This window comes from Niabella insulisoli, assembly GCF_039652435.2.
GTDB classification, from domain to species: domain Bacteria; phylum Bacteroidota; class Bacteroidia; order Chitinophagales; family Chitinophagaceae; genus Niabella; species Niabella insulamsoli.
Genome location: NZ_CP190246.1, coordinates 4025516 through 4039355 on the forward strand (window position 1 = coordinate 4025516; position 13840 = coordinate 4039355).

Here is a 13840-nt window from a genome sequence, read left to right on the forward strand (position 1 = left end):
GGTTACGTATTAATCTTTTACTTAACCTGGTTGGTAATAATATCTTTCACAAGGCTGTTGAGATAAACTTCAATATTATCATAGCCCGTACTTAATTCTTTTCCATTAGCATTGGCGATTTGAGGATCGAGCTGGTTGGCAGTTTCCCAATCATCGGGCATACCGTCTCCATCGCTATCCTGGCGGGCCGGTAAAGTTTGCAGCGCGGGCCAGCCGCCTACATCACCCTGCGTATCAATAATACCATTAGTGCTGCCATTCGATCCGTTGGCAGTAAAGGTTTTGTTTTTTACATTTTCAATAATCCTTGCATCCACGGCGTCACGTTTCAGGCAGGCGCCTACATATCCGATTACCTGCTGGTAGGCTTTTTCGGCGGGATAGGTGAGCATATTATCGCCGTTATTCAGTGGGCTACTGAGTTTCATAGCATCTTTATCTGACTGGGAAACGGTGCCATAACTTCCATGAAACTGGTTGTAGACGCCAAAGGCCCAGTTATCGTTGGTAGCATTGGTATTTCCTTCCACTACGTTTCCATTCACATAAAATTTGCCCCAGATATCATAAACCTCGGTACCGCTTATTTTGTTTTTATCGATCGAAATAATGCGACCCTGCTTGGTTGAAGAATTGTTGGCGATGGTTGCCGGCCCAGGCTTGTAATAGTTGTTGACCATGTTAACGTTCATCGCTTCCCCGCCATAAAAGCTATTGCTGCCCCAATTATAAATAACATTATTGCGAATATCCACCAGGTCAGTCAGCGCAAATGCTTTGCCCGCTTCTTCACCCAGCCTTGCATTGCGGCTGTCGTGATGTGCCAGCAAATTGTGATGGAACGTCGCTTTTTTACCACCCCAGATCCCTCCATATCCGTGAGCGCCCTTGCCGTGGACGGAATTGCGCAAACTTTCGCCAATAAGGCACCATTGCACGGTCGTGTTTTCGTTGGCATAGAAAGATACGCACTCATCTGTGCTCCAGCTCATCGAACAATGATCGATCATAATATTTTTTCGGAACCGGCCACCCAACGCATCACCTTCCTGCTGAGCGGCATCGCCCATACGAAAGCGCATGAAGCGGATGATGACATTGTCAGCATCGACATATACGGGATAATCGCGCAGCGTAATACCATCGCCGGGCGCAGTTTGGCCAGCTATAGTAAGATCGTTGTTTTTAATGCTCAGCGCCGATTTTAAAACAATGGTACCAGAAATATCAAATACAATGATACGCTTGCCGGCAGTGCCAATTGCGGCGCGCAGGCTGCCCGACCCTGCATCGTTGAGATTGGTAACTTTTATGACTTTTCCGCCCCGCCCGCCAGTGATATCTTTGGCGAAACCCTCGGCCCCGGGAAAGGCGATCGCAGTCTCTTCTACCGGCTGCGGCTTTCCGGGTTGAGGCTGCTCGGGCTGCTCGCCGCCCGGCTTCGAGCAGGATGCGATATAAAACAATAATATAAACAGCATACGCATTGCAGTCATCACTTTTTAATTGTTGTGTAATGAAAAAAGCGTTACACCTGCCGAGAATCGGTCAATCCGGACCGGTGTAACGCTCTGACTATAAAATTTATTTACCGATCATTTATAACAAGGTCCTCCACATAGGCGCGCCGGAATCATACTTACCAGCAAAGCCCGGATCGAGGAAGGAGAAGATGCCGTTGTAAGGATCTCCCCATAATTTATCTGCCGTATTGTTATATGTCATTCCGGGCAGGCCTGGAATTTCAGATCCCGCGGCAATCTTCAGGTCGGAAGTGCCCCAAACATTTGCAATGGTAATTGTTGTAGCGGGCAAACCGCTTTTCATGGTCACCGTTGTATTTTCAGTTCCAGACTCATCCCATCCATGACCGAAAATGGAATTCTTGATGCTGAAGCCATTTACAACATCATTCCTTCCCGCGGCGCCCCTGAACCGGAACACCTGTGCACCTCCTGAAGTAAATTCATTGAACGTGCAACTCTCAATCTCGAAGGTTTGAAAATTCTGGCGTGTCTGAATCAGTGAATTAATTTTATAAAAAGTGGAGTTTAAAAATTTAACGTGATCAAACGCCGCCTTGCCTGCGCCGTCAGTATCGGCCGTTAACACACTGTAACCGCCAATATGATGCACGATCGAATTGGAGATAATATAATTCCTGATAAACACATTATCCCGAATGCGAATCACGCCACGCATATGATGCATGTCGCAGTTCTCGAAACGGAGTTCCTGGATCTGTGTCAAACTGCTTTCATTAGGATTAAACACATAATTTCCTGAAATATTTTGTCCGTCAATTTCTAAATCGTCAAATAAAACACGAGCAATATTGGCACCTGACGCGATATTCATGTTGCCAGAAGTGTTGACCAGTGCGGCTTTTGTTTCAGAGAAACCATACGCGCCTTTGAAAGTAACCGATTTATTGAGTGCCGTTGTGGGCATATTAAACCTTACTCCTTTTTTCAAAAGGATAATGCCTCCGTCAGGAACGGCTGCCAAGGCCGCGGTTACAGCGGCAGGATCATCCGATTCGCTGAGATCAATCACATTGGGGCTGCTCACGTCAACACCGGGCACCAACGTTTTATAATTCACCCATCCTCTGAGCGTAGCGCCGCTGTAGATAGCAACCTGGTATTCCGTACTCGGCGTTAACCCTGTAATAATTGTTTCTCCGGCGGCCTGATCGGCAGCAGAGACCGTAAATTCTTTGAGCGGAGTGGTCAGCCTTACATCTTCGGGACTGAAAATTTTAATGCCGGTAACAGCAGCGCCCGAAACAGCCCAGGTTACTTTGGCGCGCGTATCCGTTACATCAAAACGCCTTGGTGTGTTCAACACAGAAGGGAAACGCATAGTGCGGATAGTTCCCAGGTCAGAGGCCATACTGTTATATTGAGGATCGGCCGCATTGGCGGTCGCCCTGATCTGATAAGAAGTATTATACAGCAACCCCTCGCCGAGCAGCGCTTCGTCGAGCACTACATAGTTGGTATCAACGGTTACCGTATAATCAATCAATTTAAAAGAGTCGCGGCTGATTTCCAGGGTGTAGGACGTGGCGTCTTTCAATTTTCCCATATTCAATGTAATAACATTGTTTTCCACGATGATGCCGGCGCCGTTTAGTACGGGCCGGAAAAGCCGGGTTTGCTCATAGCTTTTCTCATCCTTTTTGCAAGCGGTGAAAACCAACGCCAACACGACAGACGCCAGCAGCAAATGGGGTATTGAAAATATTGTGTGTATCTTTTTCATCTGTAATTTTTTATGGATGGTAAGATCTGTTTGAATAATGATTTAGTTGCCGAACATGTAACCGTCATTGCTCATGTTGCCTTTGCTGGCTGCAACTGCTTCTTCGGGTATGGGAAAAATATAGCGCGCTACGCCTGGTTTTGGACCATTGTAATAGTTTGCCCAGTCTTTTGTTACCCATTCTTTATAAGTGGATTTTGTCCCGTCCCAGAGGTCGAGCAAAAAGTTGACGCGGTTCCAGGTCTCATCTGGTGGGGCCGCTACTTTTCTATTCGGATTTAAGACCATAAAATGCCCAGCGGCATCACGCTTCCAATACATATAATTTGGATAGTTGGCATAAGCGCCCGCTCCGGTTACAGCTGAATTAGCCATATCTTTCAATGTCTCAACGGTTTCTTCTGTTTTTTCTGCATAAAGGTTCCAGCGAATCAATTCGTATTTACGAATCATTTCTCCGCCAAACTCCCAGGCGCGCTCATCCACAATTGCATTGAAAAAAGTTTCCTTGCTTGAAGATGCGGCTGCGATATAAGCGTCAACTTTTGAAGGCCACAATGACTCGGCAAAAGCTCTTCTTCTTACACGGGCCAGCGACTCCTGCGCGGCGGCGGTAGGGCCCTCGAGCTCGTTTACTGCTTCTGCATGCATCAGCAACACATCCGCGTAGCGCATCATAGGCCAGTTGATCCCTGTTCCTTTGGCCGAGTTTTGCCCGGGCGGATTAGGTAAAAAATGACGGCTCCATTTTCCTTGTGCAATGTTGGTCGGGCCGTTTACAAAAACCTCCTCGAAATCCGTATTCACTTTGTAAAGTGCGCAGGTAACGTCTCTTCTCACATCCAGCGTATCAAAAGAAAAATAATAGCTCGGAGGTATTGCCATGTAATTACTTCCCGATCCATATTGGTGAGATGCGGTAGCGCCGCCATCCACAGTGATACCGATGTTCCAGGCCACGTCGCCATTCCCTAATGCAAAAGGAACTTCAAATAAAACCTCGCTGTTAACGGTGGTGATAAATTTATTTTGGTTCATGAATATCTGCCGATAGTCGCGGGGAAGTTCGCGATCTTTCAGCGTAATCAATTTCTCGGTATAGTCTTTTGCAATTTTATAATAATCGAGATAATCAGGCTCGCGCTCCATATTCAGTTCGGGCGTTAAAAAATATCCGCCGCGTTGCAAAGCCAAACGGGCGATCATCCCGATGGTATACTCGCGGTTCACTTGTTCGGTGCTGTAAGGGCATTGATCGGCCCACATCATTTTCTCTTCGATATTGATCAAATCCTCAATAACCTGAGAAAGGATAACATTGCGGTCTTCGCGCGGAAGGAAAAAGTTGGCGCCGGCCTTGGGATATTCACGCACGTTGGGCACATCGCCAAAATAATAGATCAGCATACTATACCAAAAAGCACGAATTGTATAGGCCTCGCCCAGCATGTGGTTCATCAGGTTTTTTGTCGCAACATCTGACGATTGCAGCGCAGGGCTGGCTTCGATACCTTCGATGGCAATATTAGCATTCCGGATCGAAGTGTAAGCCGCATTCCAGAACTGGCGCAGATCCCCGTTGGTAGAAAGTGCGTTGAGATCCCAGATTTGATAGCGGTCGCTTTGGCTGCCCCAACCCGAAGAATGTTCGATATCGGTGTTGCCCGTCATGTTGTTAGAAAGGCGCGAACGGAACCCGTCCGTACCAAAAGATTCGTATGCGGCATTGACGCCCTTACGGGTATCGTCCACATTCGAATACACATAATTAATGTCGAAGGTTGACAGCGAATCGGGCGCTAAAAATTTTTTACAAGAACCTGCTAAAACAGGTAATGCAAGCAGCGCGATATATTTAAGTTTCATTGGTATCATTTTTTAATTTTAAATAATGAACTTTAAAAGTTTACGTTTACACCGAAAGTAAAGGAGCGGCTTCTCGGAAAGCCGGAGTTGTCAACACCCGGTGTAAGGCCGTTGCCTCTTGTACTGATCTCGGGATCGTAACCAGAGTATTTAGTCCAAAGCTTTAAATTATTTCCTGTTACATATACTCTAAACTGGTTCATTCCAATTTTTGAAATCCATCGCTTGGGAAGCGAATAACCGATATTCAGATTGTTCAAACGGATGAAAGACCCGTCTTCAATCGCCCATGAATGAATTACTGCCTGGGCTACCCCGTGGCTGGCATGCGACCATATATTTTTATTCGCATTCATCTCAGCCAACTGCGCAAGATCTGTTACGATGCCGCCGGGCGTGCCGGTATAGCTTCCATCTACATCGAGATAAGAGAAGCGGTTTTCAAGGCTCATGGTTTCTAAGAGATTACCATAAGTCACCCGCCGGAATTGGCTGTATTGAATCTTCCCTGCATTGTAAACATCGTTGCCATAAGTCCAGTCGAAGAAGATGGAGAAATCAAAACTTTTATAAGTAACATCAAAACCGAAACCGCCCTGCGCTTTGGGAAGTGTATTGCCAATCACCTGCCTGTCTTCACTATTGATGACACCATCATCATTGAGATCTTTTAGTTTGAGAAAACCGGGGCGAACATTGCCGTTACCAACGGTTCCGCCCGAGTTGGCTACACCTTCTTTCAGGATATACCGTCCGCTTGCCTGGTCGTAACTTTCAAAATCAGATGTTTGATAATAACCATCCGTTACATAGCCATAGACGTTACCGATGCGGCCGCCAACTTCAAAGTAAAAATCATCACGGTCTCTCAGATCAGTGCTGGCCCAGTTCGATTGTTGAAAACGCGAATTGGTACCATCCAATTCTACAATCCTGCCTACATTGCGGCCGACATTAAAGTTGGCGCTTACCAGCAGCTCTTTTTTCTTGATGATGTCCGCGTTAAGCCCCAGTTCAAAACCTTCATTTGAATTGCTTCCGATGTTGGCCCATTGAGCGCCAAAACCGGTATTGGTGGGGATAGCCGTTTGAAAGAGCAGATCTTTAACCGTGTTTTTATAAAAATCCAATGAACCGGTAATGCCTGATTTAAACAGGGTAAAATCTAAACCAATATTGCGGTTGATCGTTGTCTCCCATTTCAAATTAGGATTAAACAATACCGATCCTTCGGGCGTATAATACACGTTGTCGATATTTCCAAAGCCGGGGCCCCTGTTGGTGGTGGCAGCAAAAAGGAACTGCGTAGCCGTTGCGGGAATGCGGTCATTACCTGTAGCACCATAGCTGGCTCTCAATTTCAGCTCCCTGATCCAGGAAACGTCCGAAAGAAATTTCTCATTTGAGATCTTCCAACCCACAGCTGCGGCGGGGAAGAACGCCAATTGGTTTTCTTTAGAAAAACGGCTGGAGGCATCACCACGGAAGGTGAAGGTAGCCATGTATTTGTTGAGTAACTGATAATCGATACGGCCAAAACCGGAAAGCATATTGGTATTCGTCGCTTCGGAAGTCGACAAACGGTCGGTGCGGCCAAAGGCCATGTTGGCAAATAGTTCTTCAGGAGTGATCGATAACCTGAAATCCTCTGACCGGATAAAGCTGCTTTTTCCGCCGCTCGAGTTAACTTCCTGGCCGATCAACACGTCCAGCGTTTGATTTTTCAGGTTCTGAAAACGGTAATTCAATGTGTTCACCCAACGATACCTAAAATTTTCAGAGTTGGTTTTTTCGCCCAGCGGCATATTCCCGCCGTTGTTAAAGGATTCGCCTGTAAGCGGCCCATAAAAGCGAAGCACTTCGTCAAAACTTTTTTCGAAGCTATAGTTTGATTTAAAAGTCAGGTTGGATAGAATTTTATACTCAAGCGTCGGGTTGAGTATAAAATTTTGAGTGGAACGTTTTCGCCAATCCTGCTTCACCAATTCCTGCGGGCTTACCAGGCTTTGAATAAACTGCGCGAAATCGTCATTGGGATCTATATTTCCCGGATCGATCACCATTTCATCTGCCAATCCATTGGTAGGGCGGGTTTGCACCGCATCTTTAATAGATAACTGGGCGCTCGAGGTTCCCGCACCGTCAACCACGGTTTTGGTCATCCGCGAAGCAAGCCCCACGGAAAGTTTTTCGTTTATTTTTTGATCCAGTTTAAAGTTGAGCGCGTTTCTTAAAAAGCCATTGTTGATCAACAAGCCTTCATCTTTATTATTAGTAAGGCTTAAAAAAACCTTTGTCATGGCCGTGCCACCTGTGAGCGTAATATTGTGATACTGAGAAGCACGCGGATCGCCGAAAAGAATGTCCTGCCAATCATTTGCCGGTTTTTGTTTATACAGTTCCAAATCTTCATATACACCAAAAAAGCGTTCAAAGCCCCGCACCGCAGCATCCGACTGCAGTTTGTAATATTCATAATTAGCCAACACAAATTCGTAAGGATCCAGCACTTTTAGCTTTCTGTCCTCGGGCAGTTTTTTCAATTGGTAAAAACCATTGTAAGAAACAGAAACCCTTCCTGCTTTCGGCTGTTTGGTGGTTACAACGATTACGCCGTTCGCCGCCTGCGCACCGTAGATCGCGGTAGCGGACGCATCTTTTAAAACGTTAATGCTTTCAATATCGGTCGGCGGTATGTCGCGAATACTTGATACGATCAATCCATCAACAACGAATAAGGGCGAGTTGTCCTGCGTAATGGAGCCGCCGCCTCTCACCCGTATGGAGACATCGGCATCCGGCGCACCATCAGCGGTAAGCACCCTTACACCCGGCAGGCGGCCCGTAAGCGCTGACGCTGCACTTGCCATAGGTATTTTTGCCAATTCCTTACCAGAAAGCGTGGCCACGGAGCCTGTTAGATCTGACTTTTTAATTTTACCGTAACCGTAATCTACCACAACAACTACGTCTTCCTCGGAAATAATGTCTTTCGACATCGAAATTGTCATTCCATCCAACGCTGCGGCGGTTTGGGCTTTGTAGCCGGTAAATGAAAAAACCAATAGCGGGCTTCCTTCTTCCGGCACTTCGATGGTAAATTTCCCGTTTTCGTCGGTCTGCGTTACTGTTTTGGTGTCTTGCAGCGTAACGGTGACACCCCTCAGCGGCGCTTCGGTATCATCCAGCACGGTCCCTGAAATTGACCGGGTTTGTGCATTCGCGTGAAGACAAAACAGGGCAATAAGCATCGTCCATAATAATCTGATCATACGACTTTGTTTTAGTTTTTATAAATCAAGCGGAGGGCAAAGCATTGTAATCGGTTACATTCTACAGCCTGGCATCTCAATCGTTCAGCAATGCTAACCATTTTTTAAAAAAATGGCTGCTTGCGGAGGTTATTTATTTACGCAAACGTTGCCGGTATCGTGTGCATTATTGTTATCTTCGCGATAAAGCTGCGAGGCCTGTATGAAGTTTGAAGCTGCTACCATAAAAGATATTGCAAAAGCGTTGGGACTTTCAACCTCAACGGTGTCAAGGGCTTTGAGAGACAGCTACGAAATCAGCGAGGCGACGAAGAAAAAAATTAAAGATTATGCGGCCGCGATCAACTACCGCCCCAACCCGGTAGCGCTGAGCCTGAAAGAGAAGCGGACCCTTTCGATCGGAGTGGTCGTTTCAGAAATCGCCAATACGTTTTTCAGCCAGGTCATTAATGGCATAGAATCGATTGCTTATAAAAACGGTTACAATGTAATTATTACACAAAGTCAGGAATCCGTAGCTCGCGAGCAAATGATCCTGGATTACCTCACGTCGCGATCGATCGACGGGCTGATCATTTCCGTTTCGGGAGAGACAGATGATTTTAGCTACCTGAAGCAGCTTCATGAAAAGAGCCTGCCGATCGTTTTTTTTGACCGGGTCATTGAAGATATAGATACGCATAAAGTCATTATTGATAATTTCCAGGGCGTTTACAAAGCCACCACTCATTTTATTGAAAATAAATATAAAAGGATTGCTGCCATTGCCGGCAGCGCCCATCTTTCCATCACCAAAGACCGGTTGGCGGGCTACAAAAAAGCGCTGGCAGACCACCAGATAGCCGTAGATGAGTCGCTGATCAGGTTTTGTGACCATGGCGGGTTGATGGTGGAGGAAGTGGCAACCGCGGTAGATGCGCTGCTTGCTTTAAAGCAAAAGCCCGACGCACTGGTACTTTTGGCAGATAAGATCACCACGGAAACTTTTAGCCTGCTGAAAAAGAAAAATATCCGGATGCCGGAAGATATGGCCGTGATCGGGTTTAATAATTCCAAATACACTTCGCTTTTTAGCCCGGCGCTTTCTGTGATTAGCCAGCCGGCATTTGAAATGGGCGCTCAGGCGGCTTCGCTTTTGCTCAACCTGATTGAAAGTAAGCGCGCCGTTACGGAGTTCAGGCTTGAATGCCTTCCTCCGGAAATCATCATCAGGGAAAGCAGCCAGAAATAGCTGGCCCAGTTTACCACATCGGTTTAGAATGAAAATTTTTATGTAGGTTTGCATCCCTCCAACTAATATGGGGTTGGCCCGGTAGTTCAATGGATAGAATAGGAGTTTCCTAAACTCTAGATACAAGTTCGATTCTTGTCCGGGCTACACAGAAAGTAATGGTTCGGATGTTCCGGACCATTTTTGTTCCCATCCTTTGGTAAGTACAATTAATTGCTAACGCATCTAGATTTTGAAGTAAAAAATGGCACAAGGCCATCAGCATACTCGTTGCTCACCTTGCTAAGGAAGGAAAGCATTTAGCTTGAATATGATCAAACATGGATAAAATCAGCATCGTCCGCTACCGCATCATCTTCAAAAACAACCTTCCAAAAAAATTTTTCGCCTGTTGCGCGCGGCATATGATAAAACCAATTAACTTTGTATTTCAAAGCACTTTTAAAATTACAGACAGTCGATAAAAGAAGCCATCCAACCGCTTACCATCGCAACTGTCATTTTTTATTAACAATTACTTTGAAACACAAAGTACTTTTAAAAAAACAAAGATCATGACAGGACAAGCTCCCCATTCCGCAACCCCGCTGGTTTCTGCCCCATTAGGCAAAAGAATGCTAATCGGCGCCGTCATAGCGCTGATGCTTATCTCCACCTTTGTTTCCTCGGTGCAACACCCGGATCCCTCCTGGCCGGAACGCTGGGTGCTTCGGCCCCTTATTATTGTGCCGCTAGCGGGCGCCATGGGCGCCGCATTTTATCATATCATGGATTATCTCAGGCGGCAAATGCGCTTGAATAAATGGCTTGCGCTGACGCTCGGCATCCTGGCTTATATCGTTGCTCTTTGGCTGGGCTCCGTACTTGGCCTGAATGGCACTTTGTGGAACTAAATTTAATTAACACCATCAATATTCCCCCACTCATGAAAGATCAGATCATTGAAAATTTGCATCAGCCGGCAGCGCTCGAGCAGCTTTACCGCAGCAATAAACAGCGTTTTAAAAAAGAGTTCAGCGCTCTTTACCCGGAATTGAAAGGCAGCGAAATAGCCGACTGCTGGAACGCACGCCTGAACTTCGAAACGGAAACGATTTCCTGGGGAAGCAAAACAGAGCTGCTGGTTGTTATTGCCTGCTGTATAATCGCGGGTTTTATTGCCAAAATCCCGGCGATTTTTAATATCGATGAAGCACTTTTCTACCCCCGCAATATCGGCTTTATCCTGTTTCCGATCCTGGCCTTCTATTTTGCCTGGAAGCATCACTTACAAAAATCGACCGTCATTTTTCTCGCGGTTTGCGTCGCGGCCAGCCTTGTTTTTATGAATTTGCTGCCCCGTAATCCGGCAAGCGACACGCTCGTTTTATCCTGCATCCATATGGTGCTTTGTTTATGGGCACTGCTGGGTATCGCTTTTACGGCGCAGGGAAACAAAAACCCCGAGCGGCGTATCGCCTATTTGAAATACAACGGCGACCTGGTAGTCATCACCACGCTCATTGTTATTGCGGGTGGCATTTTAACAGGACTGACCATTGGTTTGTTTTCTTTAATCGGCCTGCAGATAGAAGAATTTTATTTTAAAAATATCGTGATTTTTGCGCTTCCTTCCGCGCCTATCATCGGCACTTATCTCATCCAGGCCAATCCGTCGCTGGTTGGGAAAGTGTCTCCCATCATCGCGAAAATTTTTAGTCCGCTCGTGTTAGCGATGCTTATTGTTTACCTCGCGGCCATCGTTTACTCCGGAAAAAACCCCTACCAGGACCGCGATTTTCTTTTCATCTTCAACCTGCTGCTGATCGGCGTCATGGCTATCATCTTTTTTTCGATTGCCGGCTCAAAATATCCGTCTAAAACCAGATCCGAAACGTGGATACTCTTTCTGCTTTCCATTGTAACTATTATAATTAATGGCGTGGCGCTTTCTGCGATTTTGTTTCGCATTTCGACATGGGGCATTACGCCCAACCGATTGGCGGTGCTCGGCGGAAACCTCCTCATCCTGCTCCATTTGCTGCTGGTCTGCGCTCAATTATTTAAACTGCTCAGGAAAAAAAGGCCGTTGCAGCATGTCGAAAACACCATTGCTGGTTATCTGCCTGTTTATGTCGCATGGGCAGCGGCGGTGACCTTTCTTTTCCCTTTGATTTTTGGTTTTAAATAAAAGCGTGTCGTTTCCTCCGCGCGAAATAATCGGTTGGATTTGGAAAATTTTTGTTATATTAAATTTATCTTTTTCTGGTATAATCTTTTATATAATAGAGTTGACAACCAGACATTATTTTTAAAAAACAGAACATATGATTTTTCAAATTAACACAGATAAAAACCTCACTGTTAGCGCCGCATACGCAGAAAAAATTGAAGGCCTGATTGAAAGTGAAATTGGCCGATTTGACGAATACCTCACACGTGTGGAAGTCTATTTATCAGATCAAAATGCAGATAAAGAAAATGGAGCGGATAAACGTTGCCGCTTAGAGGCGAGAGTGAAAGGCAAGCAACCCATAGCCGTTTCGGAAGACGGCAGCACTTATGATCTGGCCATCAGCGGCGCCGCATCAAAATTAAAAACTACTTTAGAAACACTGGCCGGCAAAGCCCGCGCTTATTAGCCCTTTTGATAATCTAAATTGCTATAAAATTTTCGTCAGCGTTTGCTGCCCATCGCGTACTTAATGCCGCCCAGCAGATGCTTTAAAAAAAGTGGTTCGTCGTAAGAAGCATCCGTGTGGCCCAGGCCGGTGTAAAACACCCGCCCACCTTCGAAACTGTGATACCACGACATCGGGTGAACTTTCCCGTTTTTGCCGCCCTCGTAGCTGCTTTCGTCGATTGCTATGAGTATGTTTATATCGGGGTTGATATTTTTAAAGTTATACCATTCATCTTTTCTTTCCCAAACAGAAGGCAAATGCCTGGTTGCCGGATGTTTTTTATCTTTTACTAAAAGTTTGGCTTCCTGTTGCTTAGGATGACTGTCGAACCAGGCGCCAATCATTTTATTATACCAGGGCCAGCCATACTCCGTGTCAGTAGCCGCGTGTATGCCGACAAAACCTCCACCGTTATGGATGTATTGCTGAATCGCAGCTTTTTGATCCTCATTAAATAAAGTGCCGGTAGTATTCAGAAAGATGATGGCGGCATATTGTTTCAGGTTGCTGGCGTTGAACAAAGCAGAATCCTTGGTGGCCACTACTTCAAACCCGTTTTCAGCGCCCAGTTTTTGAATCGTCTCAATCCCTTTCGGAATAGAGCTGTGATAAAAACCATTGGTTTTTGTCATTAATAACACTTTTGGCCTGGGCGGCGTGAACGATATGGAAAGGCCGGCCACGATGACAATAGCAAAAATTGCAATGCGTTTAAACATATTATATGAGACATTGAAGATATATGAATCAACTAATGTGCTGTAAGATATTGTTTTCTTTCCACATTTTTTAAACCGCCGCCGGCGCCCAACCCAATCCTAGCCACGCATTATCTATATTTGCAGCGCAAACTGCAACTATTTTTTAAATCAATAGCATGAAAAAAATCAAATTTACGCTACCTGCTGAAGCACTTGGATCTGCAACCAGCGTTGTACTGCTCGGCGATTTTAATGACTGGAATCTTGATAAAGGCATTGAACTTAGCGTACAGGCAGATGGCTCTTTAGCCGCATCTGTTGCCTTGGAACCAGGCAAAACTTATGAATACCGGTTTTTATTGAGCAATGGCACCTGGATCAACGACTGGAACGCACAGCAATATGTGCACAACCAGGTTTTTGGAGTTGAAAATTCAGTGATCACCGTTCCTGCCGCCGCTTCGAAAAAAGCTCCTGCAAAAACAGAAAAAGCCGCTCCGGCGAAGGCAGCCGCAAAAAAAGCAGCCCCATCCAAACCAAAAAAGGAAAAGGCAGCTGTTGCCCTTAGCGACGACCTCACCAAAATTGAAGGCATCGGCAATAAAATCGCAAAAATTCTTTTAGCAGAAGGCATTGACTCGTTTGCAGCGTTGGGCAAAGCAACCAGCAAAAAACTAAAAGGAATTTTAGAAAAGGCCGGCTCCGATTTCCAAATGCATAACCCGGCTTCATGGCCCAAGCAGGCTAAACTGGCCGCTGCAGGCAAATGGGATGAACTGGCGGCGCTACAACAGAAGTTAGTGGCAGGCAAATAGAAAGCGCCGGCTGTTTTGCATTTCG

At 45.9% G+C, this 13840-nt stretch carries 10 protein-coding genes and 1 tRNA gene; 6 read left to right on the forward strand and 5 right to left on the reverse strand.

The window, feature by feature from the left end:
* Positions 1-17: 17 nt before the first annotated feature.
* The 4 genes from ABDK00_RS17120 to ABDK00_RS17135 all read right to left on the reverse strand — a co-directional run bounded on the left by ABDK00_RS17120 (position 18) and on the right by ABDK00_RS17135 (position 8405).
* Positions 18-1496, reverse strand: a complete 1479-nt coding sequence (locus tag ABDK00_RS17120; protein WP_428400574.1) for a pectate lyase family protein — start codon at positions 1494-1496, stop codon at positions 18-20.
* Between the two features lie 103 nt (positions 1497-1599).
* Positions 1600-3267 (reverse strand): DUF4957 domain-containing protein, encoded by a 1668-nt coding sequence (locus tag ABDK00_RS17125; RefSeq protein ID WP_346236109.1) that lies wholly within the window; start codon positions 3265-3267, stop codon positions 1600-1602.
* Between the two features lie 42 nt (positions 3268-3309).
* Positions 3310-5133 (reverse strand): RagB/SusD family nutrient uptake outer membrane protein, encoded by a 1824-nt coding sequence (locus ABDK00_RS17130; protein WP_346236108.1) that lies wholly within the window; start codon positions 5131-5133, stop codon positions 3310-3312.
* A 32-nt stretch (positions 5134-5165) separates the two neighbouring features.
* The gene (locus tag ABDK00_RS17135; RefSeq protein WP_346236107.1) at positions 5166-8405 is read right to left on the reverse strand and encodes a TonB-dependent receptor; all 3240 of its coding nucleotides are present in this window, start codon (positions 8403-8405) and stop codon (positions 5166-5168) included.
* 202 nt (positions 8406-8607) lie between these two features.
* Between ABDK00_RS17135 and ABDK00_RS17140 the strand changes: the two genes are divergently transcribed.
* From ABDK00_RS17140 to ABDK00_RS17160, 5 genes are all read left to right on the forward strand, one after another.
* Entirely contained in the window at positions 8608-9636 is a 1029-nt protein-coding gene (locus ABDK00_RS17140) for a LacI family DNA-binding transcriptional regulator (RefSeq protein ID WP_346236106.1), read from the forward strand.
* Between the two features lie 75 nt (positions 9637-9711).
* A tRNA-Arg gene (locus tag ABDK00_RS17145) sits at positions 9712-9783 on the forward strand.
* Between the two features lie 407 nt (positions 9784-10190).
* A complete protein-coding gene (locus ABDK00_RS17150) occupies positions 10191-10529 on the forward strand; it encodes a hypothetical protein (RefSeq protein WP_346236105.1) in 339 nt (112 codons plus the stop codon).
* The gene (locus ABDK00_RS17155; protein WP_346236104.1) at positions 10520-11806 is read left to right on the forward strand and encodes a hypothetical protein; all 1287 of its coding nucleotides are present in this window, start codon (positions 10520-10522) and stop codon (positions 11804-11806) included. Before ABDK00_RS17150 ends, ABDK00_RS17155 begins: the two co-directional genes overlap by 10 nt.
* 136 nt (positions 11807-11942) lie before the next feature.
* Positions 11943-12257 carry an HPF/RaiA family ribosome-associated protein gene (locus tag ABDK00_RS17160; protein WP_346236103.1) on the forward strand — a complete coding sequence of 105 codons (315 nt, stop codon included), beginning with the start codon at positions 11943-11945 and terminating at the stop codon, positions 12255-12257.
* A 35-nt stretch (positions 12258-12292) separates the two neighbouring features.
* Here ABDK00_RS17160 and ABDK00_RS17165 read toward each other — a convergent pair whose 3' ends face one another.
* On the reverse strand, positions 12293-13018 hold the full coding sequence (locus ABDK00_RS17165) for a ThuA domain-containing protein (RefSeq protein ID WP_346236102.1): 726 nt from the start codon (positions 13016-13018) through the stop codon (positions 12293-12295).
* 158 nt (positions 13019-13176) lie between these two features.
* Here ABDK00_RS17165 and ABDK00_RS17170 point away from each other — a divergent pair, with 158 nt between their 5' ends.
* Positions 13177-13815 (forward strand): helix-hairpin-helix domain-containing protein, encoded by a 639-nt coding sequence (locus ABDK00_RS17170; RefSeq protein ID WP_346236101.1) that lies wholly within the window; start codon positions 13177-13179, stop codon positions 13813-13815.
* Positions 13816-13840: the final 25 nt, after the last annotated feature.